This window comes from Mesorhizobium sp. KR2-14 (assembly GCF_040049255.1).
Taxonomy (GTDB): domain Bacteria; phylum Pseudomonadota; class Alphaproteobacteria; order Rhizobiales; family Rhizobiaceae; genus Pseudaminobacter.
In genome coordinates, this window is record NZ_JBDZDR010000004.1 from 371,256 (window position 1) to 395,208 (window position 23,953).

Annotated in this window: 22 protein-coding genes and 1 riboswitch; of the genes, 5 read left to right on the forward strand and 17 right to left on the reverse strand. The window is 64.2% G+C overall.

Annotated elements, in window-relative coordinates:
- The first annotated feature begins 11 nt into the window (after positions 1 to 11).
- Complete coding sequence (locus tag ABLE86_RS13955; RefSeq protein WP_348779636.1) at positions 12 to 572, forward strand: nitroreductase; 561 nt, start codon at positions 12 to 14, stop codon at positions 570 to 572.
- Between the two features lie 40 nt (positions 573 to 612).
- Here the strand turns inward: ABLE86_RS13955 and ABLE86_RS13960 are convergent, their stop codons facing one another.
- Both ABLE86_RS13960 and ABLE86_RS13965 read right to left on the reverse strand, forming a co-directional pair.
- Positions 613 to 1,494, reverse strand: a complete 882-nt coding sequence (locus ABLE86_RS13960) for a CoA ester lyase (protein WP_348779553.1) — start codon at positions 1,492 to 1,494, stop codon at positions 613 to 615.
- Complete coding sequence (locus ABLE86_RS13965; RefSeq protein ID WP_348779637.1) at positions 1,494 to 1,952, reverse strand: MaoC family dehydratase; 459 nt, start codon at positions 1,950 to 1,952, stop codon at positions 1,494 to 1,496. The genes ABLE86_RS13960 and ABLE86_RS13965 overlap by 1 nt, the downstream gene beginning before the upstream one ends.
- 146 nt (positions 1,953 to 2,098) lie before the next feature.
- Between ABLE86_RS13965 and ABLE86_RS13970 the strand changes: the two genes are divergently transcribed.
- Entirely contained in the window at positions 2,099 to 3,238 is a 1,140-nt protein-coding gene (locus ABLE86_RS13970) for a DUF2336 domain-containing protein (RefSeq protein ID WP_348779554.1), read from the forward strand.
- Positions 3,239 to 3,345: 107 nt separating this feature from the next.
- Here ABLE86_RS13970 and parE read toward each other — a convergent pair whose 3' ends face one another.
- The 15 genes from parE to ABLE86_RS14045 all read right to left on the reverse strand — a co-directional run bounded on the left by parE (position 3,346) and on the right by ABLE86_RS14045 (position 17,116).
- Positions 3,346 to 5,394, reverse strand: a complete 2,049-nt coding sequence (gene parE, locus ABLE86_RS13975) for a DNA topoisomerase IV subunit B (RefSeq protein ID WP_348779555.1) — start codon at positions 5,392 to 5,394, stop codon at positions 3,346 to 3,348.
- Between the two features lie 211 nt (positions 5,395 to 5,605).
- On the reverse strand, positions 5,606 to 5,884 hold the full coding sequence (locus ABLE86_RS13980; RefSeq protein ID WP_348779556.1) for a helix-turn-helix transcriptional regulator: 279 nt from the start codon (positions 5,882 to 5,884) through the stop codon (positions 5,606 to 5,608).
- Positions 5,885 to 5,888: 4 nt separating this feature from the next.
- The gene (locus tag ABLE86_RS13985) at positions 5,889 to 6,206 is read right to left on the reverse strand and encodes a type II toxin-antitoxin system RelE/ParE family toxin (RefSeq protein ID WP_348779557.1); all 318 of its coding nucleotides are present in this window, start codon (positions 6,204 to 6,206) and stop codon (positions 5,889 to 5,891) included.
- Between the two features lie 53 nt (positions 6,207 to 6,259).
- On the reverse strand, positions 6,260 to 9,070 hold the full coding sequence (gene gcvP, locus ABLE86_RS13990; protein WP_348779558.1) for an aminomethyl-transferring glycine dehydrogenase: 2,811 nt from the start codon (positions 9,068 to 9,070) through the stop codon (positions 6,260 to 6,262).
- Between the two features lie 16 nt (positions 9,071 to 9,086).
- Complete coding sequence (gcvH, locus tag ABLE86_RS13995) at positions 9,087 to 9,455, reverse strand: glycine cleavage system protein GcvH (protein ID WP_348779559.1); 369 nt, start codon at positions 9,453 to 9,455, stop codon at positions 9,087 to 9,089.
- A 7-nt stretch (positions 9,456 to 9,462) separates the two neighbouring features.
- Entirely contained in the window at positions 9,463 to 10,560 is a 1,098-nt protein-coding gene (gene gcvT, locus ABLE86_RS14000; protein ID WP_348779560.1) for a glycine cleavage system aminomethyltransferase GcvT, read from the reverse strand.
- Between the two features lie 148 nt (positions 10,561 to 10,708).
- A riboswitch (glycine riboswitch) is annotated at positions 10,709 to 10,795 on the reverse strand.
- A 141-nt stretch (positions 10,796 to 10,936) separates the two neighbouring features.
- A complete protein-coding gene (locus ABLE86_RS14005; protein ID WP_348779561.1) occupies positions 10,937 to 11,323 on the reverse strand; it encodes a helix-turn-helix transcriptional regulator in 387 nt (128 codons plus the stop codon).
- Between the two features lie 181 nt (positions 11,324 to 11,504).
- Positions 11,505 to 12,296: a molybdopterin-binding protein gene (locus ABLE86_RS14010; RefSeq protein WP_348779562.1), complete on the reverse strand. Its 792-nt coding sequence runs from the start codon at positions 12,294 to 12,296 to the stop codon at positions 11,505 to 11,507.
- A gap of 1 nt (position 12,297) precedes the next feature.
- The gene (locus ABLE86_RS14015; RefSeq protein WP_348779563.1) at positions 12,298 to 13,086 is read right to left on the reverse strand and encodes a cytochrome b/b6 domain-containing protein; all 789 of its coding nucleotides are present in this window, start codon (positions 13,084 to 13,086) and stop codon (positions 12,298 to 12,300) included.
- A 200-nt stretch (positions 13,087 to 13,286) separates the two neighbouring features.
- Positions 13,287 to 14,123, reverse strand: a complete 837-nt coding sequence (gene fghA, locus ABLE86_RS14020; protein WP_348779564.1) for an S-formylglutathione hydrolase — start codon at positions 14,121 to 14,123, stop codon at positions 13,287 to 13,289.
- Positions 14,120 to 14,524, reverse strand: coding sequence for a type II toxin-antitoxin system VapC family toxin (locus ABLE86_RS14025; RefSeq protein ID WP_348779565.1), 405 nt, complete (start codon positions 14,522 to 14,524; stop codon positions 14,120 to 14,122). Before ABLE86_RS14025 ends, fghA begins: the two co-directional genes overlap by 4 nt.
- The gene (locus tag ABLE86_RS14030; protein WP_348779566.1) at positions 14,514 to 14,783 is read right to left on the reverse strand and encodes a hypothetical protein; all 270 of its coding nucleotides are present in this window, start codon (positions 14,781 to 14,783) and stop codon (positions 14,514 to 14,516) included. Before ABLE86_RS14030 ends, ABLE86_RS14025 begins: the two co-directional genes overlap by 11 nt.
- Before the next feature lie 60 nt (positions 14,784 to 14,843).
- Complete coding sequence (locus tag ABLE86_RS14035) at positions 14,844 to 15,500, reverse strand: DUF1345 domain-containing protein (protein ID WP_348779567.1); 657 nt, start codon at positions 15,498 to 15,500, stop codon at positions 14,844 to 14,846.
- A gap of 1 nt (position 15,501) precedes the next feature.
- The gene (locus tag ABLE86_RS14040) at positions 15,502 to 15,975 is read right to left on the reverse strand and encodes a YaiI/YqxD family protein (protein WP_348779568.1); all 474 of its coding nucleotides are present in this window, start codon (positions 15,973 to 15,975) and stop codon (positions 15,502 to 15,504) included.
- A gap of 13 nt (positions 15,976 to 15,988) precedes the next feature.
- Complete coding sequence (locus ABLE86_RS14045) at positions 15,989 to 17,116, reverse strand: S-(hydroxymethyl)glutathione dehydrogenase/class III alcohol dehydrogenase (protein ID WP_348779569.1); 1,128 nt, start codon at positions 17,114 to 17,116, stop codon at positions 15,989 to 15,991.
- A 130-nt stretch (positions 17,117 to 17,246) separates the two neighbouring features.
- Between ABLE86_RS14045 and ABLE86_RS14050 the strand changes: the two genes are divergently transcribed.
- The 3 genes from ABLE86_RS14050 (at position 17,247) to dnaE (ending at position 23,466) form a co-directional block, all read left to right on the forward strand.
- Positions 17,247 to 17,681 carry an ion channel gene (locus ABLE86_RS14050; RefSeq protein ID WP_348779570.1) on the forward strand — a complete coding sequence of 145 codons (435 nt, stop codon included), beginning with the start codon at positions 17,247 to 17,249 and terminating at the stop codon, positions 17,679 to 17,681.
- Positions 17,682 to 17,777: 96 nt separating this feature from the next.
- Positions 17,778 to 19,790: an acetyl/propionyl/methylcrotonyl-CoA carboxylase subunit alpha gene (locus tag ABLE86_RS14055; RefSeq protein WP_348779571.1), complete on the forward strand. Its 2,013-nt coding sequence runs from the start codon at positions 17,778 to 17,780 to the stop codon at positions 19,788 to 19,790.
- A gap of 139 nt (positions 19,791 to 19,929) precedes the next feature.
- Complete coding sequence (dnaE, locus tag ABLE86_RS14060) at positions 19,930 to 23,466, forward strand: DNA polymerase III subunit alpha (RefSeq protein WP_348779572.1); 3,537 nt, start codon at positions 19,930 to 19,932, stop codon at positions 23,464 to 23,466.
- Positions 23,467 to 23,953 lie beyond the last annotated feature (487 nt).

A 23,953-nucleotide genomic window follows, 5' to 3' on the forward strand; every position in this document is an offset into this window, starting at 1 on the left:
TCATAGAATTCATGCTGAACAGAAGCTCGGCGCCGATCCCCGAGCTGCGCGAGCCGGCACCCAATGACTCCGAAATCGAAACGATGCTCACCATCGCCTCGCGAGTGCCGGACCATGGCCGGCTGGAGCCTTGGCGCTTCATTCTCTATCGCGGCGAAGCCCGTCACCGCATCGGCGAGCGGCTTGCCGCGCTTGCAGAGGCCCGGGAGGGGCCGCTTACCGAAGGCCGGCGCCAGCAGGAACTGACGCGCTTCTCGCGCGCACCGCTGGTCATCGGCGTGGTTTCGAGCCCCAAGGAAAACCCAAAAATTCCCAAGTGGGAAATGTTTCTCTCCGCCGGCGCGGCGGCCATGAACCTGGTCATTGCCGCCAATGCACTCGGCTACAAGACCAACTGGATCACCAACTGGTATTCCGACGTGGAGGAGGGCAGGCGCATCCTCGGCCTGGCTCCGCACGAAAGGGTCGTCGGTTTCATCCATATCGGCACTTTCGACGGCGCAGGGCCCGAGCGCCCGCGCCCGGAGGTCACCAGCCTTTACGGCGACTATTCGGGGCCCTGGGAAGAATAGGCTTCTTTTGCGCGTCGAACCTGCCGGGCGCAATTTGCGCCTAGGCCGCAACGCCAGCCGCCCGCGCCCGCGCCAGAAGGCGCTCGGCGCGGAGCAGGTGGGGGCGGTCATACATCTGCCCCTCCAGTGCCACGACGCCCGGATTTTCCGCGGCCTGGAATGCGCTCACCACGGCCTGCGCATGCGCGACCGCTGCGGGCGAAGGCGTGAAGACCTCGTTGATGACCGGCACCTGCGCGGGGTGGATGGCCATCTTGCCCGTAAACCCGTCGCGCTCGGCCTCCTCGCATTCGCGGCGGAAGCCATCCATATCGCGAAAGTTCGGGAAAACCGTATCGATTGCCGCAACCTCCGCCGCCGCTGCGCCAAGAATTGTCATGGCGCGGGCAAGGCGGAACACGTCCATGTAGCGCCTTTGCTCGTCGCGCGTTGCGCGCGCGCCAATCGCCGCCGAAAGGTCTTCTGCGCCCCAGGTCAGCCCGGCCAGCCGCGGGCTGGCGCCGGCATAGCTTCCGGCGGCCAGCGTGCCGGCGGCCGTTTCGGTGACGATGGGCAGTATGGCGATGCCGCCATCCGGCAGCCCGTTTTCAGCCTCCAGCACGCGCAGTTTCACCGAAAGGCGCTGCACATCCGCGCCACTGTTCGACTTTGGCAGCATGATGCCCGCGGGGCACGCCGGAACCAGCGCGGCCAGGTCATCGTCGGTCAGGCCGGTCGACAGGTCGTTAACGCGGACATAGACCGCCGGGCCCTTTTTATCCTGTTGTGCTCGCAGGGACTCGGCGGCCGTTACGCGCGCGGAAACCTTGTTCTGCGCCGACACTGAATCTTCCAGGTCGACGATCACCACGTCGGCTTCCGACGAAAATCCCTTTTCCAGCTTCCGTTCCGAATCGCCGGGTACGAACAGCAACGAACGCATTAGACCGAAACCGTCTTCTTCTTCATCATCGCCTGGCGGATGCAGCGGGCCACCAGCACGCCGTTCTGGTTATAGGCGCGATGCTCGAATTCGACGATGCCGCGATCCGGCTTGGATTTCGAATCGCGCACTGAAAGAACCTCGCTCTCAACCCGGATCGTATCGCCGTGGAAAACCGGATTGGGAAAAACCGTCTCGGTCATGCCAAGATTGGCGATGGTGGTGCCCAGTGTCAGGTCATGAACCGAAATGCCGATCATCAGCCCGAGCGTGAACAGGGAATTGACGAGCGGCTTGCCCCATTCGGTCTTGGCGGCGAAGTCGAAGTCGATATGCAATGGCTGCGGGTTCAGCGTCATGGTCGAGAACAGCATGTTGTCGCCCTCGGTAACCGTTTTGGTCAGCGTATGGCGAACGACCTGGCCGACGGTGAACTCTTCAAGATACAGCCCTGCCATCATCTCCTCCTCTGCCTCAGCCGCTTGATAGTCTCCGCCACCGGCGGCGACAAGCAGGTTAACGGATATGGTGAACTGTTCGTAAACCATTTTTCCCTAGCGTGTGTGCAGGGGGCGCCGGGACTGCCGGCGAATAGGTCGTCGGAATGATTGTCGGACATTTCCTGAAATGGTTGGACACGGCTCGTGTATCCGAGCGCGCGGCGGCAGCAAGCGCGCTGGCCCGGGCCTATGTGCAGAAGGAACTCCCCTTCGAGGATCGCTGTGCCGCCGAAGCGGCGCTGACGTTCCTGTTGGACGATCCTTCCGCAAAGGTTCGGCAGGCCATGGCCGAGGCGCTTTCAATGAGCCGCCATGCGCCGTTCCAGGTCGTCAGCGTTCTGGCCGGCGACCAGCCTGAGGTCGCCGCGTCCGTCATCGCCCGTTCTCCGCTCTTGACCGATGCCGACCTGATCGATCATGTCGCCTCGGGCTCGGGCGCCACCCAGAGCCTTATCGCCAGCCGCCCCATCGTTTCCATGGCGGTTTCTGCCGCCATTGCCGAGGTTGGCGAGGCCGAAGCGTGCCTCGCGCTCCTGTGCAACGACGGGGCCGAGATAGCGATGCTCAGCTTCCGTCGCATGGCCGAGCGCCACGGCGATGTCGCGGTGGTTCGCGAAGCGCTGATCGCCGACACTCGCCTTCCATCCGATTGCCGCCACATGCTGCTGGTCAAGGTGGGGGAGGCGCTGAAGCGCTCGCCGCTTGTCGTGGCGTTGATGGGTGAGGCCCGCGCCGAGCGCGTTCTGCGCGATGCTTGCGTACGTGCCTCGCTGACGCTGATCGAGACCACGCCTTCGCAGGAACATGCAGCGCTCATCGAGCACCTGCGCCTGCGCGGCGACCTGACATCCGGTTTCCTCATTCGGGCCATAGCGCACGGCAAGGTGGATTTCTTCGGTGCTGCAATGGTCGCCCTGACCGATCAGGGCGAGGCGCGCGTGCGCGCGCTGCTGGCCAGTGGCCGCGACGTGGCGCTGGCGGCCCTGTTCCGCAGTGCAGGTCTTGCAGCGGCCACACATGGCGTCATTCTCGTCGCGCTGAAGGTCTGGCGCGAGGTCGCCGACGGCAAGCGCATCGCCGGTGCGCAGGAAGTCAGCTGGCTCATGCTCCAGCGGCTTGGCGACACGCAGGCCGAACGCGATCTGGCGAGCCTGCTGAAGGCAATTCACGTCGATGCGCTGCGCGACAATGCGCGCCGGCATGCTCTCTCCATTGCCGCCTCAACGGACCTGCGCGCGGCCTGACCCGGCCGCTCCTCGGTGGGGAATTCAGTCGGCGCGGGTTGGCTGGAAGAAGCCTTGAAGCCCCGCCGCGCCGGTTCCTTATCTTGGCTGCGCGCGCGGCATCTTGATCAGATGTCCAGTTCCCGTGCGTATTCAGCGCGCTCCTGGATGAAGCGGAACCGCGCCTCCGGCTTGGTGCCCATCAGCGCATCGACGGAAGACTTCGTCACCTCTTCGTCCTCCACGATGTCGACGCGCAACAGCGTGCGCTTCTTCGGGTCCATCGTGGTTTCCTTGAGCTGCGCCGCCATCATCTCGCCCAGGCCCTTGAAGCGGCCGATCTCGATCTTGCCGCGTCCGGTGAACTCGGTGCGCAGCAGTTCATCCTTGTGCGCATCGTCGCGCGCATAGGCGGTCTTGCCGCCCTGGCTAATGCGATAGAGCGGCGGCACGGCCATGTAGAGATGACCGCCGCGAATGAGCTGAGGCATCTCCTGGTAGAAAAAGGTGATGAGCAGCGAGGCGATATGCGCGCCGTCCACGTCCGCGTCGGTCATGATGATCACGCGGTCGTAGCGCAGGTCCTCCTCGCGGTATTTCGAGCGCGTGCCGCAGCCCAGCGCCTGGATCAGGTCGCCGATGAGCTGGTTCGAAGTCAGCTTGTCGTGGCCGGCGCTGGCAACGTTGAGGATCTTGCCGCGCAGCGGCAGAATTGCCTGCGTGGCGCGGTCGCGCGCCTGCTTGGCCGAGCCGCCGGCCGAATCGCCCTCCACGATGAACAGTTCTGCGCCTGCCGCCGCATTCTGCGTGCAGTCGGCCAGCTTGCCGGGGAGGCGCAGCTTGCGCACTGCGGTCTTGCGCGAGACTTCCTTTTCCTGGCGGCGGCGCAGGCGCTCGTCGGCGCGCGCGATCACCCATTCCAAGAGCTTGGTGGCTTCCTGCGGATTGTCGGCCAGCCAGTGGTCGAACGGGTCGCGTATGGCGGTTTCCACCAGGCGCTGCGCCTCGATGGTCGCCAGCTTGTCCTTGGTCTGGCCGACGAATTCCGGCTCGCGGATGAACACCGACAGCATGCCGGCGGCCGAGATCATCACGTCTTCGCTGGTGATCACCGAGCCGCGCTTGTTGCCGACCAGTTCGGCATAGCCGCGCAGGCCGCGCGTCAGCACGTTGCGGAAGCCGGCCTCATGCGTGCCGCCTTCGCCCGTCGGGATGGTGTTGCAGTAAGAATTGAGGAAGCCGTCGCCGCCATACCAGGTGACGGCCCATTCCATCGAACCGTGACCGCTCTGGCGTTCGCTCTTGCCCGCGAAGATCTCGCGGGTGACCTGCATCTCTTCACCCAGCGAGGCGGCGAGATAGTCCTTCAGGCCGCCCGGAAAATGCAGCGTGGCCTTCGCCGGTGTCTGGTCCTTTTCCTTGATCAGCAGCGGGTCGCAGTTCCAGCGGATTTCGACGCCGCCGAACAGATAGGCCTTGGACCTCGTCATGCGGTAGAGCCGCGCCGGCTCGAACCTGGCTTCCTTGCCAAAAATCTCGGGGTCGGGGCGGAAGCGGGTCCTGGTGCCGCGCCGGTTGTGCACCTCGCCGAGATGCTCCAACTCGCCGAGTGGCTTGCCGCGCGAAAAACGCTGGCGATAGAGCTGGCGGCCACGCGCCACTTCCACCTCGAGAAGGTCAGAGAGCGCATTGACCACCGAAACGCCGACGCCGTGCAGGCCGCCGGAGGTCTCGTAGACCTTGGAGTCGAACTTGCCGCCGGAGTGCAGGGTGGTCAGGATGACTTCCAGCGCCGGCTTCTTGAACTTAGGGTGGGGATCGATCGGAATGCCGCGGCCGTTATCGGTGACGGTCAGGAAACCATCGGCGCCAAGCTCCACATCGATGAAGGTGGCGTGCCCGGCCACCGCCTCGTCCATGGAGTTGTCGATGACTTCGGCAAACAGGTGGTGCAGCGCCTTCTCGTCGGTGCCGCCGATATACATGCCCGGCCGCCGGCGCACCGGCTCCAGCCCCTCAAGAACTTCAATATCGGCTGCGCTATAGCTTTCGCCGCTCTCCTTGGCCGGCTGCGGCGCGCGCTTGGCGGCGGCTTGCACCAGCGGGTCGGCCGGACGCGAGGTGGGGAGCGGCGGCTGCTTGCCGAGATTCGCAAAAAGATCGGTGCTGTCGTCCATAGGGCGTACGGATTTCCAGTGATTCGAGTTGACTGTGATATTGCCACGCTTTGCGTCGCGCGCGACAGGGTTCCCGTTCCGTTCGGGGAAATATGGGTGCTTTCTACAGGCTTCCGGCCGCAAAGCTCAAGGGGGCGGCGCCGGTAATGTTCGAGTTGGCGTTTTAGGGGCTCTGAGCAGGCGATGGGAGGCCGACGCGCCCTTCGGCCGCCTACTCGGGCACCAACTCAAGTCGCAGGCGCGTGCCGGTGGCGGCAGCATAACGCCGCAAGGTCGCCAGAGTCGGCGAAACACCGCCGCCCTCAAGCCGTGCCACGGCCGATTGCGTGGTGCCGATCTTCTCCGCGAGCTCGGCCTGAGACAGATGCGCGTCGTTGCGGGCTCGGATCAGTGCCTCGATGATCTCATATTCGGCGTTCGCTTCGTCGTATTCCTTGCGAAATTCCGAATCTTTCATCCAGCGCTTTTTGAGTTCCGAAATCTTTGTCATGACGTCACTCTTTCATACGCTCGCGGGCAAGGCTCAGTGCCCCGGCAGGTGTCTTCTGGGACTTCTTGACGAAGACATGCAGAATGATCACGCGGCGTCCGGTGACGGTCAGGTAGATGCCTCTGGCTATGCCATCGGGCCCTTTGGCCCGAAGCTCCCAAAGCTTGCCTTCGAGATGTCTGACATGCGGCTGCCGCATGCGGTCCAGCCCGAGTGTCTCAACCATCTCCATCAGCCGCAGAAGCCGCGCCCGGAGCGACACAGGCAAGGCCTCAAGCTCGTCATCGACTTCCTTGCCAAGCGTCTCGACCGTCCAGCCCATAGCGCTATATAGCGGATGCGCTATGGGCTTTCAACGGCGAGCGGGGTGGCCGCTTACTCTGCTGCGCCGAGATACTCGCTCAGCGGCGGGCACGAGCAGACCAGGTTACGGTCGCCGCCGACATTGTCGATGCGCGAAACCGGCGGCCAGTATTTTGCCGCGGTGTCGGCATTGCCGGCCGGGTAGGCGGCCTCGAGCCGCGAGTAGGGGTGCGTCCACTCGCCGGCCAGTGCTTCGGCTGCCGTGTGGGGAGCATTGACCAGCGGGTTGTCCTCGCGCGGCCACTCGCCCTTCGCCACCTTCTCGGCCTCGCCGGCAATCGCGATCATCGCCTCGCAGAAGCGGTCGACCTCGTGCTTGGGCTCGGACTCGGTCGGCTCGACCATCAGCGTTCCGGCCACCGGCCAGGACATGGTCGGCGCATGGAAGCCGTAGTCGATCAGGCGCTTGGCCACGTCCTCGACGCTGATGCCGGCTTTGTCCTTCAGCACGCGGGTGTCGAGGATGCACTCATGCGCCACGCGGCCGTTGCGGCCCTTGAACAGCACGGGGAAGTGCGGCTCGAGCTTGGCAGCAACATAGTTGGCGCTGAGGATGGCCGTCTCCGTGGCGTGCTTCAGCCCTGCGGCACCCATCATGCGGATATACATCCAGGTGATGGGCAGGATCGACGCGCTGCCGAACGGGGCGGCCGACACCGCATGCAGCGAGCCTTCGGCGACATGGCCCGGCACGTAGGGCTTCAGATGCGCCTTGACGCCGATCGGGCCGACGCCGGGGCCGCCGCCGCCATGCGGGATGCAGAAGGTCTTGTGCAGGTTCATGTGGCAGACGTCCGCGCCGATGTCGCCCGGACGCGCCAGTCCGACCAGCGCGTTCAGGTTGGCGCCGTCGAGATAGACCTGCCCGCCATGCTCGTGGATGACCGCGCAGATGTCGCGGATGCCTTCCTCGAACACGCCATGCGTCGAAGGGTAGGTGATCATCAGCGCTGCAAGGTTGTCTGCATGCTGGGCAGCCTTGGCCTTCAGGTCCTCCACGTCGACATTGCCGTCGTCGTTGCAGTGAACCACCACCACGCTCATGCCGGCCATGGCGGCGCTGGCGGGGTTGGTGCCGTGCGCCGAGGACGGGATAAGGCAGATATTGCGGTGATGGTCGCCGCGCGACTGGTGGTAATGGCGGATCGCCAAGAGGCCGGCATATTCGCCCTGGCTGCCCGCATTGGGCTGCAGTGACACGGCGTCGAAGCCGGTGATCTCTGAGAGCCAGCGGTCCAGATCGTCGATCATCTCACGATAGCCGACGGAATGGCCGGCCGGCGCGAAGGGATGCAGGTTGGCGACCGACGGCCAGCTCACCGGCATCATCTCGGCGGCTGCGTTGAGCTTCATGGTGCAGGAGCCGAGCGGGATCATGGCGCGGTCGAGCGCCAGGTCCTTGTCGGCGAGCCTGCGCAGGAAGCGCATCATGTCCGTCTCGGAGCGGTTCTCATGAAAGACCGGCTGGGTGAGGAAACCCTTGGCCCGCGGGTTGGCGGGCAGGGACACCTTGTCGGCTGCGGCAGGCGTCGCACCGAACAGCGCGGCGATCGCCGCAAGGTCGGCCTCGGTCGAGGTCTCGTCGAAGGTCACGCCGACGCGGTTCTCGTCGAAGATGCGCAGCAGCCGGCCGTCCTTCTCGGCGGCCGCAGCGATCTCCTTGGCTTTGCCCTTCGTGACGACCGTTACCGTGTCGAAGCGGCGCGCGCCCGCCACTTCCACGCCGGCAGCCGCGAGACCTTGCGCCAGCCGCTCGGCCAGTACGTGAACCTGCGTGGCGATCGACTGCAGGCCCTGCGGGCCGTGCCAGATCGCATAGGACGCCGCCATGTTGGCCAGAAGCGCCTGCGCCGTGCAGATGTTGGAGGTCGCCTTGTCGCGGCGGATGTGCTGCTCGCGCGTCTGCAGCGCCAGCCGGTAGCCGGGGCGACCGTCGGCATCGACCGACTGGCCGACGAGGCGACCCGGCATCAGGCGGGTAAGCGCGTCGGAAACGGCGCAATAGGCAGCGTGCGGGCCGCCATAGCCCATCGGCACGCCGAAGCGCTGCATCGAACCGCAAGCAATATCGGCACCGAGCTTGGCAGGCGCCTCGGAAATGGTCAGCGACAGCGGATCGGCGACGAAGATGACGATTGCGCCGGCCGCCTTGGCCTTCTGTATGGTTGCGGCATGGTCGCCATAGACGCCGTGCGTGTCAGGCCAGGAGACGATGAGGGCGGCGGTGTTGTCGCCGATAGCCTCAGCGCCGACCGTGATGCCGAGTGGCTCGGCGCGCGTCCTGACCACGTCGAGCGTCTGCGGGTGCAATTCACCCGCCAGAACGACTTCGCTGCGCTTCTCGCGGTGGTGACGGAAGGCGATGCCCATGGCCTCGGCCACGGCGGTCGCCTCGTCCAGCAGCGAGGCGGAGGCGACCGGCAGGCCGGTCAGTTCCGTCACCAGCGTCTGGAAGTGGAACAGCAGTTCCAGACGCCCCTGGCTGATCTCGGACTGGTAGGGCGTATAGGCCGTGTACCAGGCCGGATTTTCGAACAGGTTGCGCTGAATGACCGGTGGTACCCGGCACCCGTGGTAACCGGCGCCGATGAAGCTTTTCAGCACCGTGTTCTTCGCCATCTTGGCCGACAGTTCCGTTAGCGCGTCCGCCTCGCTTGCGGGCGCCGGCAGGTCCAGCGCGCGGTCGAGCCGGATCGACTTCGGCACGGCCTGTGAGATCAGCGTCTCGACTGACGGCACGCCGAGCACGGCCAGCATGGCGCGCGCGTCGGCCGTGCTCGGGCCGACATGGCGCGTTTCGAAGGGGTAGGGGGCAATGGTCATTCAGTCACCTTTGTCCTTATCCGATAAGGGCTTTGTAGCCTGCTTCGTCGAGCAGGCCCGTAAGCTGGCTTTCGTCCGCCAGCTTCATCTTCCACAGCCAGCCGTCGGTGGTGGCTGCCGAGTTGACGAGCGCCGGGTCGGACGACAGGGCTGCATTGGCTTCGATGATCTCGCCGTCGACCGGCGCATAAACGTCGGAAGCCGCCTTCACGGATTCAACGACGACGGCCACGTCGCCTTTGACAACCTTGCGGCCGCTTTCCGGCAGTTCCACGAAAACCAGATCGCCGAGCTGTTCCTGGGCGTAGTCGGTTATGCCCACGGTCGCCACGCCGCCCTCGACGCGGATCCATTCGTGGTCGTCAGTGAAATAGGTGGTTGCCATGAGAAATTCATCCTTTGCGATAGCGATGCTGCATGAAGGGTAGTGGGTGTATCTCGACGGGCACCTTGGTGCCGCGCACGTCTGCGAAGAGTTTTGTCTCGGGCGCCAGCGCCACCGAGACGTAGCCCATGGCCACAGGCGAACCGACGGACGGTCCGAAGCCGCCGGACGTGATGCGTCCGACCGGGTTGCCCGCCTCGTCGAAGAGGCTTGCGCCGGCGCGCACCGGCTGCCGGCCCTGCGGCTTCAGCCCCACGCGCTTTTCGGTCGCGCCTTTCTGGATTGCAGCGCGCAGCGCCTCCGCGCCCACGAACTGGCCGGAAGCGCGAAGATCCTTGGAAATGGCCCACATCAGCCCCGCGTCAATCGGGTTTGTCTCAGGTGTGATGTCTTGGCCGTGCAGGCACAGGCCGGCTTCCAGCCGCAGGCTGTCGCGGGCGGCAAGGCCGACCCACATCACGCGCTCGTCGGCAAGCAGCGTCTCCAGCAGCGCGCGGGCGTCGGCTTCCGGCAGGCCGATCTCGAAACCGTCCTCGCCGGTGTAGCCGGAACGGCTCATGAACCAGTCCTTGCGCGGCTCGAAGCCATGCATGAACAACAGCTCGCCTGTTTCCACCCCGGCGCGCGAAAGGGCGGCCCACGCCTCGGGGCCCTGTATGGCGAGGAAAATGCGGTCGAGAGGTGTAATCGTGCAGTCGAGGCCCTGGGCCAGCTCGCGCAGATGCGCCTCGTCTACGGCTGCGTTTCCGGCATTGGCCACGACCATGAAGCGATCGGCGCCGAGCCGGGTGATGATCAGGTCATCGATTACGCCGGCCTGCTCGTTGAGGAGGAAGGTGTATTTTGACTGGCGCTCTGCAAGCGCGAGAGGATCGAGCGGGCAGGCCTTGGCCAGAAGGGCCGCTGCCTCGGGTCCTGAGACCTCGAAAAGCTTCATGTGCGAGATGTCGAATAGGCCGACATGCTCGCGCGTATGCTGGTGCTCGGCCATCACGCCGGGCGTATAGGTAAGCGGCATCGACCATCCGGCGAATGCGCCAAAGCGCGCGCCGGCGGCACGATGCAAATCCTCGAGGGGAAGGTTCCTGGTGTGGGCGCCCGTCATGACATCTCCAGAGTCGCACGTGTTCAGCCGCTACTGCGGCAGTCCGTGCCCCTCTGTCTGAAGCCTGAGAGACTCGCGCAACCGGAACTCTGTCGGCAGCGCTTACACCTTCGGCGCGGGGTGTTACCCCCGACTTTCCAGAGCGTCTTTCCCGTCCACGGTTCTTTTGCCTGAGAGATTTCGGGCGATTTCCCCTTCGGCGACAGCTTCCGCTGTTCTCTCCCGCAAACAGGTGGGTCCGTTTCCGAACCCGCGACGACTCATAGCTAGACCATGGCGGACACTTTGTCACGCCTCTTGGGCTGAAAGCGCGATTTTAATGTCGCCGAAGGTGCGACTGGGCGAAAATGAAAATATTGGGATTGCTGCGGCCCTGCTAGCCGGCGAGGCGTTCCATGTCGCTCTGCAGCCGGCGGATCAGATGGCCGGTTTCCGCGTGAAGGTTGCGAAGCTTGCCGAGCTGGGCGCCCAGCACTTCCATTGTTTCGTCCTCGTGGTCATCGCCGGTTTCCACGGGCGCGGTGCCGATGCCGTGCAGCACCCAGCACGGGCTCACGCCAAGCAGGCCGGAAAGCATGCTGAGCCGTTGCGCGCCCGGCTGCGAGCGGTCGCACTCCCAGGCCTTGATGGTGGATGCTTTGACGCCGAGCCTAAGTGCGAGCTGCCTGATGCTCATGCCACTGGCCTCACGGGCCCTGGAAAGCCGGCCGCCAATGGTGTCGAAATCCGGAACTTCGTCGTAAATATTCGTGGTGTCGGACACCCGATTTGCCTCCTGTGGTTGGCTGGTTTGTCGCGCTCGCGGAAACAGAGCGCGGGTCGTCAAGGATGGTGCACCGGGGCGGCGGTGGCAAGTTTTTGCCGGTAAAATCGTGTAAATGCCTGTATTTAGGCGAGTTTCCTGCGCTGCTTGACGCGCCGCGTCGTGGCGAATCGTCGAACCTTCAGATGCCGCCATACCAGTCGTAGCCGCGATCCTCCCAATATCCGCCGCGCCCGTCTCCGATGTTGGCGAAGCTGTCCACCAGCTCGATCTTGCGCAGGTATTTTGGCATCTTGTAGCCGAGCTGGCGCTCCACCCGTACGCGTAGCGGCGCGCCGTTCTCGACTGGCAGCGGTCCGCCGTTGAGGCCATATGCCAGGATGGTCTGCGGGTGGCGTGCATCGACCATGTCGACCGAGCCGTAATATTTGATCGGCCCGTCCTCGTCGTTGTCTATCGTGTCGAGGCAGTAAAACACCGCATAGCGGGCCTCAGGCTTCACCTTGGCCATGTCCAGCACCAGGGCCAGCGGCACGCCGGTCCATTTGGCAATGCAGCTCCAGCCCTCGACGCAGTCGTGCCGGGTGATCTGGGTGCGGGAGGGCATGGCCATCAGCTGGTCGCGTGAAAGTGACAGCGGATTTGCGACCAGGCCGGTGACTTCCAGCCGCCAGTCGGCGAAATTGTTGGCGAGCAGCCCCTTGTAGGTGTCGTCGTCGGGGGCGGTCACGCCGTTGGGGCGCTGTGGCTGGCGGATGTCGGCCTCGGTATATTCCTGCGCCAGCGCATCGCGACCGGCCAGCAGCCGCTGCACACGGTAGGTCAGGTCGTTGGCGCGCTCCAGCATATGCCGCACGCTGCTGTCGGTGTCGGACAGCGAATCGAAGGCATCGCAGCCCGACAGCGCCAGGCCGGATCCGCCGAGCGCGGCGGCCGTCAGGAAGCGGCGGCGGTTGATGCGGAAGCCAGCCACGTCACGTCTCCTTGTCACTGTCCGGCGGATCGGCCCGATACCACCCGGTGACGACCGACCGCAGCTCGTTTATCGGCCCAGCGGCAACGATCATCACCATGTGGACGATGAAGAAGGCGACCAGCAGCAGCATCACCGTGAAATGGATGGTGCGCGCGGTCTGGCGCCCGCCCAGAATGTCGGTCAGGAATGGGATCACCGTGTCCATGCTCGGCGACATCGCAAGCCCGGTCAGGATCATCAGCGGCAACAGGATCAACAGCACCGTTGCGTAGGACAGCTTCTGCAACGTGTTGTAGCGCCGCCCGTGATGGAAGCGCAGCCGGGCATGGTCGGCTATGTCGCCGGGCAGGTTTTTCAGGTCCTCCACGCGCGGCGCCAAGTCCCGGCGCAGATGGCCGTTGACGATGCTGGCGACGAGCCAGACAAGCAGCGTGCCGGAAAGCACCCAGGCGAAGAAGAAATGGATCACGCGGCCGGTGGCGAGATCCTGATAGGAGGGGATGGTCGCCCAGGCGGGGAAGGCGCGGGACTGCGGGTTATCCTTCGGACCAGAGAGCGCCAGCACGCCAGTGGTGTCGAAGCGATGGCCGAAGACCTCGGTGTAACCCTTTGGGCCATCGGCGGTATTTTCGGCCTTGAACCTCAGCACCGCATTGTCGAAGCCGAAGCCGGACTGCTTTCCGATGTAGAGCGCGGGATGGGCGTTGAAGATTTGCAGGCCGCTGAGCAGCAGGAAGAACAGTGCAATTGCCCAGACCCAGTGGGTCAGGCGGGTCCAGGCAGACATGCGGTATATCAGGTTCCCGGCACTGGCCCGTGCCGGTCCCGCTTTATCTGGCGCTCCCTTGAATGCCGCTCTCTCCATCCGCCTGGACCTCCGGACGCTCGGGATATCCCGACGCGCCTTGGTCAACGCATATTACCGCCAGGCGGTGGAGATGACAGCGCTGGTTTGGTCGCGGCAATGACAATGTCGCGACGGCAGCGTTACCTGGCCAGCCGCTCGGCATGCCAGCGGAGGTGGTCGTCCATGAAGGTCGAGATAAAGAAATACGAATGGTCATAGCCTTCGCGCATGTTCAGCGTCAGCGGAATGCCGGCTGCCTTGCACGCCTCGTCCAGCAACCACGGCCGCAGCCCGTCTTCCAGGAAGCCGTCCGCCGAGCCCTGGTCGACCAGGAATTCGGGGAAGCGCTTGCCGTCCTCGATCAGGGCCACTGCATCATAGGCCCGCCATGACGCTTCATCCGCGCCGAGATATTTTTCGAACGCCGGCTTTGACCAGCCGGCCACCATCGGACGCGTGATCGGCGCGAAAGCCGAGCAGCTCTTGAAGCGCTCCGGTTGCTTCAGCGCGATGGTCAGGGCTCCGTGGCCGCCCATGGAGTGGCCGAAGATCGCCTGGCGCGACATGTCGGCGGGAAATTCCTTCGCGATGAGGGCCGGAAGCTCCTCGGTGATGTAGGAATACATGCGGTAGTTCGTTGAGAACGGCGCCTGCGTGGCGTCGAGATAGAAGCCTGCGCCGCAGCCGAACTGCCAGTTGTCCTTCTCGTCCGGAATGTTTTCCCCTCGCGGGCTGGTGTCGGGGCACACCACGATCAGTCCGAGCTCTGCGGCCAGCCGGCGGTATTCGCCCTTGTCCATGACGTTCTGGTGGGTGCAGGTCAGGCCCGACAGATACCAGACGGCCGGGCAGGGGCCGTCCTTGGCCTGCGGCGGCACGAAGACAGCGAAGGTCATGTCGCAGGCGCACGCCTCGGACGCATGGGAGTAGACGCCCTGGACGCCGCCATGGGATTTTGCGGTGGAAATGGTTTTCATGAAATCGGCTCGATCAGTTCGGTTGGGATGTTGAGAGTGCCGGCAAGTGCCGCAAGGCGCCTGTCGGCGGTGATGAGGGGCTCTCGCCGTTCCAGCGCGAGGGCGAGATAGAGGCAGTCGTAGACCGGGTGGTGCAATCTCAGCGCCAAAGCCAAGGCTTGCGGCAGCACCTCGGCATCGGAGACCAGTTCGGTCATGGAAAGCTGAAGGATTTCAATACACTCGACGCACCTTTCAGGGGGCAGTTCACCGCCGCGAGCGCGCTTGCAGAGAACATTGGCGGTTTCCACCAGCAGGAACGTCGGGGCTATGAGCCCCGGCAGAGCCCGAAACGGATCCGCCGCCGTGCTGAACTCTGTATCCACGAACCAGTGACTAGCCACGCTGGCATCAATGATCATCGTCCAGCCCGGACAGATCTTTACCAAGATTGCTTTCGCGATCCGAGCGGATCTCATCGATGATCTGCTGGCCGGAGGCGCGCCTTGAACTTGCGCGAATTACTTCCATCCGGCGGACGATTTCTTCCCGGCTGGGCTTGGCCTTCTCGGCCAACGCTTCCCGGGCGAGCTGCTCGGTCGACTTGCCGGCGACCCTCGCCCGCTCCTTCAGCCGCAAAAGCACTTCGTCGGGAATGTTCCTGATGATCATGCTGCCCATGGAGTTTCTCCGAGTGATATCACAATGATATCACCGTCGGCCGGGCATGCAAGCAAGGCGTCAGCTCGCCAGCGAAACCACCAGGTTCACCGCGGCGGCGACGATCACCGTGTTGTAGAAGAACGAGATGATCGAATGAACCATCGCGGTGGCGCGCATGGTCGTTCTGGTGATACCGGTGTCGGCGGTCTGCGCGGTCATGCCGATCACGACCGAGAAGTACAGAAAGTCCCAGCCGCAAGGGCGCTCGGTGCCGGGGAACTCAAGGCCGCCGACCGGTCTCCTGCTGCGCCTGTCGCTCGCGTCCGTGTCCTTGTCACCCTTCCAGTAAAGATTGGCGTAGTGCAGGCTGGCCATCGTGTGGATCGTGAACCAGCCGAGCGGCAGCGAAAGCATGGAAAATGCGAGCCAAAATGGGTGCGGAATCTGCTTCGCGTTCATCAGCACGAAGAGCGAGCCGACCGCCACGCACACCACTGCAAAGGTCACCAGGAAGATGATCCAGACCGGTTCGTCTGCTTCCTGCGCGCGGCGACTCAGGAAGTCAGGCGTCAGGCGCGGCATCTGCCGCAACACCAAGGCGATGTAGGCGATGAAATAGACATTCGCGCCGATCGAATAGGACAGCGGGTGCTGCAGCAGCATGGCGACGACCAAGGCTACCACACCGGCCGCGGCGCTCATCAGGAAAATGACATGCCGGCCGAAAGGCTTCATTTCATCCCTCCGCGGTGCGGGCAGTCTGAAGCGCGCGCCGAGCCGTCTGGTCGAGCGCCCCCAGGAAGCGGGAGCGATCCTGTGGCGTGAAGGATGCGTTATAGCCCTTGCTCTCGCCGGTTTCGCGCAGATGTTGCTTCAGGTCGCGCATGGCCACCGCCATGCCGATCGTTTCGGGCGTGAAGGGCTTTCCGGTCACCCCCAGCACATGCGCGCCCAGCGCCACGGTGCGTGCGGCCAGCGGAATGTCGGCCGTCACGACGATGTCGTTCGGGCGCGCATGCTCGACGATCCAGTCATCGGCCGCATCCGCGCTCTTGGAAACCACGACGTGGCGCACCATCGGGTCGCGGGAAGGGCGCAGGCCCCCGTTGGACACGAAGGTGACCACAAGCCCCAGCCGGTCCGCGACCTTCTCTGCCTCGGCCTTCACCGGGCAGGCGTCAGCATCGACATAGATGATCGGGTCCGGCATGGGTTTTCTCGGCTCAGTACAGCACGACCGAGCGGATGGACTTGCCCTGGTTCATCAGGTCAAAGCCCTTGTTGATGTCTTCCAGCGGCATGGTGTGGGTGATCATCGGGTCGATCTGGATCTTGCCCTCCATGTACCAGTCGACGATCTTCGGCACGTCGGTGCGGCCGCGCGCGCCGCCGAAGGCGGTGCCCTTCCAGGTGCGTCCGGTGACCAGCTGGAACGGACGGGTCGAGATTTCCTGGCCGGCGCCGGCGACGCCGATGATGATCGATTCGCCCCAGCCGCGATGCGCAGATTCCAGCGCCTGGCGCATCACCTTCACGTTGCCGGTGCAGTCGAAGGTGTAGTCGGCGCCGCCGATTTGGTCGGCCCCGCGCTTGGTCATGTTGACCAGATAGGGCACGATATCGCCATCGACCTCGGTCGGGTTGACGAAATGCGTCATGCCGAAGCGCTCGCCCCATTCCTTCTTCTCGTTGTTGAGATCGACGCCGATGATCATGTCGGCGCCGGCCAGGCGCAGGCCTTGGATGACGTTGAGGCCGATGCCGCCCAGGCCGAACACGATCGCGGTCGCGCCGATCTCCACCTTGGCGGTGTTGATGACCGCGCCGATGCCGGTGGTGACGCCGCAGCCGATGTAGCAGATCTTGTCGAAGGGCGCGTCGGGATTGACCTTGGCCAGCGCGATCTCGGGCAGAACGGTGAAGTTCGAGAAGGTCGAGCAGCCCATGTAGTGGAAGATCTTGTCCTTGCCGATGGAGAAGCGGCTGGTGCCGTCGGGCATCAGGCCCTGGCCCTGCGTCGAGCGGATGGCCGTGCACAGGTTGGTCTTGCGGCTGAGGCAGGACGGGCAGGAGCGGCATTCGGGCGTGTAGAGCGGGATGACGTGGTCGCCCTTCTTAAGCGAGGTCACGCCCTTGCCGACGTCGACGACGACGCCCGCGCCCTCATGGCCGAGGATGGCCGGGAAGATGCCTTCCGGGTCGGCGCCCGACAGGGTGAACTCGTCGGTGTGGCAAATGCCGGTCGCCTTGATCTCGACCAGAACCTCGCCTTCGCGCGGTCCCTCGAGATCGACTTCCATGATCTCCAGCGGCTTTCCGGCGGCAACGGCCACGGCGGCACGGGTTTTCATCAGGCAAGTCCTCCAGGGTATGGAATGGTGTCAGAATCTCTTCGGCGGGTCTTTCGGCCCCCGGCAATGGCTAAGCGAAATACCCGCTTTTTGCCATAGCAGAGCCACCATCTACATTATAAGCTCCAGAATGGTAGCCAATCTGCTCCTCGCTACGATTTTCGAGGTTCTGACCTTCCTTGTCCATGCTGCCGGCTTGATCGGCCTTACCCATGTGATCGCCTATCTCCTCGCCCACCCGCTCATCGACGGCAAACAGGGCGAAAAAGTCTTCGCCATGGCGGTGCTGGCGCTCGGCCTCTTTCTGCTCGTCAGCGTCGAAATCGCGCTTTGGGCTGGCGGCTTGCTGGCCCTGGGCGCGTTCAAGCACTTCGAAGAAGCGTTCTATTTCTCCACCTCGGCCTTCGCGACCATCGGATTCAACGACGTCGCACCGGCCAGGGAATGGCGGCTGCTCACCTCGATGGAAGGTGTCACGGGCTTCCTTATCATGGGCTGGACGGCGGCCTATCTTGTCACCTCCGGCATCCGTTTCGGCCCCTTCGAGCGCGACAAGCATTTTTGAGGGCAACGTCCGCGCGGCTGCGCTCGTCATTCCGGCACTTGAGGCGTGGCGGGATAGCCCATAGAACTGGAGGCTCGTCAGGGGAAAGACGTCTGCATGTTCAAGAAGATATTGATCGCCAATCGAGGCGAGATCGCCTGCCGCATCATCAAGACCGCTCGCCGCATGGGCATTGCCACGGTCGCCGTCTATTCCGATGCCGACCGCGACGCGGTGCATGTCGAGATGGCCGACGAGGCGGTGCATATCGGCCCTGCCGCAGCGGCGCAAAGCTATCTGCTGCCAGAAAAGATCATCGAGGCGTGCAAGGCGACGGGGGCCGAAGCCGTGCATCCCGGCTACGGCTTCCTTTCAGAGCGGGCGTCGTTCTGCGAAACCTTGGAAAGCGAAGGGATCATCTTCATCGGCCCGAAGTCCAAGGCCATCCGCGCCATGGGCGACAAGATCGAGTCGAAAAAATTCGCCAACCATGCCCGGGTCAGCACCGTGCCGGGCTATCTGGGCGTGATCGAGGATGCCGACCATGCAGAGCGGATCGCCGGTGAGATCGGCTATCCGGTGATGATCAAGGCGTCCGCCGGCGGCGGCGGCAAGGGCATGCGCGTCGCCTGGGACAGGGCCGAAGTGCGCGACGGTTTTGAGCGCGCCCGCTCCGAAGCAAAAAGCTCCTTCGGCGACGACCGCGTCTTCATCGAGAAATTCATCGTCGAACCGCGTCACATCGAGATTCAGGTGCTGGCCGACGCATATGGCAACGCCATCTATCTCGGCGAGCGCGAATGCTCGATCCAGCGCCGCAACCAGAAGGTTGTCGAGGAGGCGCCGTCGCCTTTCCTTGATGAAAAGACGCGGCATGCCATGGGCGAACAGGCGGTCGCGCTGTCGAAGGCGGTGGACTACCAGAGCGCCGGCACGGTGGAATTCATCGTCGACCGCGATCGCAATTTCTACTTCCTAGAAATGAACACCCGCCTGCAGGTGGAGCATCCGGTGACCGAACTCGTCACTGGCGTCGACCTGGTCGAGCAGATGATCCGCATCGCGGCCGGTGAGAAGCTGGCAATCCGCCAGGAAGTTGTGCGGCTGAACGGCTGGGCGGTGGAAAGCCGGCTCTACGCCGAAGATCCCTATCGCAACTTCCTGCCTTCCATCGGCCGGCTCACCCGTTACCGGCCTCCGGAGGAAGGAACATTCGGTGACATCGTCATCCGCAACGACACTGGGGTAACGGAAGGCTCCGAGATTTCGATGTTCTACGATCCGATGATCGCAAAACTCTGCACCTGGGCGCCGACCCGGCTGGAGGCGATCGACGCCATGTCGGAGGCGCTGGACGAGTTCGTGGTCGACGGCATCGAGCACAACATTCCGTTCCTCTCGGCGCTGATGCAGCATCCACGCTGGCGCGAGGGCCGTCTCTCCACCGGCTTCATTGCCGAGGAATATCCCGACGGCTTTGCGCCGATGAAGCCGGACGACAATGAAAAGGCGGTGCTGGCTGCCGTCGCAACGGCGGTCGAACTGTTGCGCCGCGACCGTCTCGACCGGCTGACCGGGCGGCTGGCGCCGCATTCGGGCGTGCTGAAGCCGGACTGGGTGGTGCGCCTGGATGACGAATACATCCCCGTATCGATCGGCGAGGGCATGGTATCGATCCCCATGGAAATCGACCTCTCCGTCGCCGGAGGCAAGCTGCTGACGGTCATTTCCGACTGGCGCCCAGGCGAGCCGGTGTGGCGCGGAACGGTTGGCGGCCATACGGTGGCAGCTCAGATCCGGCCGATCAACAACGGCGTCCGCATTGCCTGGCGCGGGCTTTCGGCGTCCGCGCGCACCATGCTGCCGCGCACGGCCGCGCTCGACAAGCTGATGCCGGCCAAGGTTGCGCCCGACACGTCGAAGCTGCTGCTGTGTCCGATGCCGGGCCTCGTCGTGTCGATCGCGGTTGCCGAAGGGCAGGAGGTCAAGGCCGGCGAGACGCTGGCCGTGGTCGAGGCGATGAAGATGGAAAACGTGCTCCGCGCCGAGCGCGACCTTACTGTTGAGAAAATCATCGCCCAGCCGGGCGACAGCCTGGCCGTGGACGCGGTGATCATGGAGTTCGCATGAAGCGCGCCGTCTGACGGGCCCGACCGGCGCGACGAACGCCACGTTGCGCCGCCTTCCTGTGATGGTTACCTATTCGGACTGGACCCGGCCACTCTCATTCGAGACAATGGCCTGATCCGACTCTCGAAACGAAATGCCGATGACCAGCGACCGACCGCCGCGCGACCCTATCCTGCGTAGTGCTCTTTCAGCGCGAGCCAATGCAGCGCCCAAGGCGCCCGAAACGCCGACGCGCGCCTTCGTCCACCTGCGCGTCCACTCGGCCTATTCGCTGCTGGAAGGCGCGCTGCCGGTCGGCAAGATCGTCGGTCATGCGGTGAAGGACGAAGCGCCGGCCATCGCCGTCACCGACACCAACAATCTTTTCGGCGCCCTGGAGTTTGCCCAGAAGGCCACCAAGGACGGCGTGCAACCGCTGGTGGGCTGCCTGCTCTCCGTCGATTTCAGTGACGGCACCGATGCCAGCCCCGTCCGCAAGCAGGGCGTGGAACTCCATTCGGTGGTTCTGATCGCCGCGACCGAAGCCGGCTATGCCAATCTGGTCCGCATCGTCAGCCGCGCCTATCTGGAAACGCCGTCGGGCGAGCCTGTGCACGCCAAGCTCGAATGGGTCGGCAATCTGTCCGAAGGCATCATCTGCCTCTCCGGTGGGCCGCGCGGGCCGATTGGCACCGCCCTCAAGAGCGGGCACGCCGAACTCGCGGAAAGCCGGCTGCTGGCCTTGCACGCAATGTTCGGTGACCGGCTCTATGTCGAGCTGGAGCGTCTTGGCGGCTACGACCGCGCGGTGGAAGCCGCGACCATCGATCTCGCCTACCGCCACCGGCTACCGCTTGTGGCCACCAACGAGGCCTTCTTCCCGGCGCGCGGCGACTATGAGGCGCATGACGCGCTGATCGCCATTGCCGAGGGCTCGGTTGTCGCCGAGGACAACCGCCGGCGGCTGACGCCTGACAATTTCCTGAAATCCCAGAAGGAGATGTCGCAGCTCTTTGCCGATCTGCCCGAAGCGATCGACAACACGATCGAGATCGCCCGGCGCTGCTCGTACTATACGCAGACACGGAAACCGATCCTGCCGCGCTTCGCCGGTGCCGATGTGGCTGATGCCGAAGCCGCCGAAAGGGCGGAGTCCGAGGAACTGGCGCGTCAGGCCCGCGAAGGCCTTGCCAACCGCATCGCCACGCGCGGCATCCACCCCGGCTTCACCGAGGAGCAGTATCGCGAACGCCTGGAGTTCGAGATCGGCATCATCCAGCGCATGAAGTTCCCGGGCTACTTTCTCATCGTCTCGGACTTCATCAAATGGGCCAAGGCGCAGGGCATTCCGGTGGGGCCGGGCCGCGGATCGGGCGCGGGCTCGCTGGTCGCCTATGCGCTCACCATCACCGACGTCGACCCGCTGCGTTTCTCGCTGCTGTTCGAGCGCTTCCTCAACCCCGACCGCGTCTCGATGCCCGACTTCGACATCGACTTCTGCCAGGACCGGCGCGAAGAGGTGATCCGCTACGTGCAGGCCAAATATGGCCGCGACCAGGTCGGCCAGATCATCACCTTCGGTACGCTGCAGGCGCGCGCGGTGCTGCGCGACGTAGGTCGCGTGCTACAAATGCCCTATGGCCAGGTCGACCGGCTGTGCAAGATGGTGCCGGCCAATCCCGCCAATCCAGTCACGCTTGCTCAGGCCATCGAGGGCGAGCCGCGCTTTGCGGAAGAGGCCGAGCGCGAGCCCATCGTTCAGACGCTGCTCGACATGGCGCAGAAGCTGGAGGGCCTCTACCGCCACGCCTCCACCCACGCCGCCGGCATCGTGATCGGCGACCGTCCGTTGTCGGAACTGGTGCCGATGTACCGCGATCCGCGCTCGGATATGCCGGTCACCCAGTTCAATATGAAATATGTCGAGCAGGCGGGGCTGGTAAAGTTCGACTTCCTCGGCCTGAAGACGCTTTCCGTGCTGCAGACGGCCGTCAAGCTCATCAGCCGGCGCGGCGTTGATATCGATCTTGCCCAGATCCCGCTCGACGATCCCAAGACCTATGCCATGCTGTCGCGCGGCGAAACAGTCGGCATCTTCCAGGTTGAAAGTGCCGGCATGCGCAAGGCGCTGATCGGCATGAAGCCCGACTGCATCGAGGACATCATCGCGCTGGTGGCGCTCTACCGCCCGGGCCCGATGGAAAACATTCCCATCTACAACGCCCGCAAGCACGGCGAGGAGGAGATCGCCTCCATCCACCCCATGATCGACCATCTGGTGAAGGAGACGCAGGGCGTCATCGTCTACCAGGAGCAGGTCATGCAGATTGCACAGGAGCTGGCCGGCTACTCGCTCGGCGAAGCCGACCTTCTGCGCCGCGCCATGGGCAAGAAGATCCGCGCCGAGATGGACAAGCAGCGCGAGCGCTTTGTCTCGGGCGCGGTGGAAAAGGGCGTCAGCAAGCAGCAGTCCGATTTCATCTTCGACCTGCTGGCAAAGTTCGCAGACTACGGCTTCAACAAGTCGCACGCCGCCGCCTACGCCATCGTCTCCTACCAGACGGCCTATCTGAAGGCGCATTACCCGGTCGAGTTCCTCGCCGCGTCGATGACCTACGATATGTCCAACACCGACAAGCTGTCAGACTTCCGGCAGGATGCGTTGCGACTGGGCATCGACGTGGTGCCGCCTTCGGTCAGGACCTCATACAGGCCCTTCGAGGTCGGCGAGAACCGCATCTTTTATGCGCTCGCCGCCATCAAGGGCGTGGGCGAGGCGGCGGTCGATCACATCGTGGCCAAGCGCGCCGAAAAGCCCTTCGAGGATCTGGAGGATTTTTGCGAGCGCATCGATCCCAAGATCGTCGGCAAACGCGTCTTCGAAAGCCTGATCAATGCCGGCGCGCTGGATTGCTTCGGCCACGACCGTGCTTCGCTGATGGCGGGGGTGGAGCGCATGATGGGCCTTGCCTCGCGCTCACAGGCCGATGCAGCCGCCGGCATAACCGACATGTTCGGCGCGGCTTCGCCCAGCCGCCAGAAACAGCTGCATCTGCCCGCCGCCGAGCCGTGGCTGCCTGCAGACCGGCTGCACCGCGAGTTCCAGGTCGTGGGGTTCTATCTCTCCGCCCACCCGCTTGACGAATACAAGGCGGTGCTCGGGAAGATGCGTGTCCAGACCTGGACCGAATTTTCCGCTGCCGTGAAGCGTGGCGCCACCGCCGGGCGTCTGGCCGGCACCGTCACCTCCAAGCAGGAGCGCAAGACCCGCACCGGCAACAAGATGGGCGTGGTGATGTTCTCCGATACTTCGGGCCAGTACGAGGCGGTGCTGTTCTCCGAGGCGTTGGCGCAATATCGCGACCTGCTCGAGCCCGGCAAATCGGTCGTCATCACCGTCGCGGCAGAGAACCGGCCCGAAGGCGTCAACCTGCGCATCCAGACCGCGCATTCGCTGGAGGACGAGGCCAGCCGCGTGCAGAAGGCGCTGCGCGTGTATCTGCGCGATGTCTCGCCGCTCAACATGCTGGCCAACCAGCTCACCACGAAGGGCGAGGGGCAGGTGAGTTTTGTCGTGATCAAGGACAACGCCCAGGGCGAGGTCGAGATCGAGCTTCCCAATCGCTATCGCATATCCCCGCAGATCGCCTCCGCCATGCGCGCGGTGCCCGGCGTGGTCGAGGTGGAGCTGGTGTAGGACTGGCGATCGGCAGGACGGCCGGAAAGGCCGCCGCCGACCGCATCTGCATCGGACTGCCGGTTGAGAGTCCGAGCCCCGGGGCCCCGGAACCTCCGCATCTCGCTTCGCTCATGCTCCGGCCCGAGGACGACGGAAGAAAGGCTGCGGCATACCTTCAACGTCGTGTCCAACAACCTTCGACAATCTGCAGGAACCTTCAACAAGTTGAGATTGATTGTGCCCAGTAGCCCTCGACGCTGGCGATTGGCGTCGGCCGCCCCACTTCCGTCATCCTCGGGCCGGAGCACGAGCGTAGCGAGTGCGGAGGTTCCGGGGACCCATGCTGGTCGGCCAAAGCTGCCGCTGCGGTGCAGAAAGAGGGCCGCAGATTTACTCAGACGAGCGCGTCCGATGACCGCCCGTCTTATCAGGTTCAACGGCCAGACGCGAAAGCGGGCGTGGCGACGATGGAGCGCGCCGGCGCTTGAACGCGCGCGAAAATTCG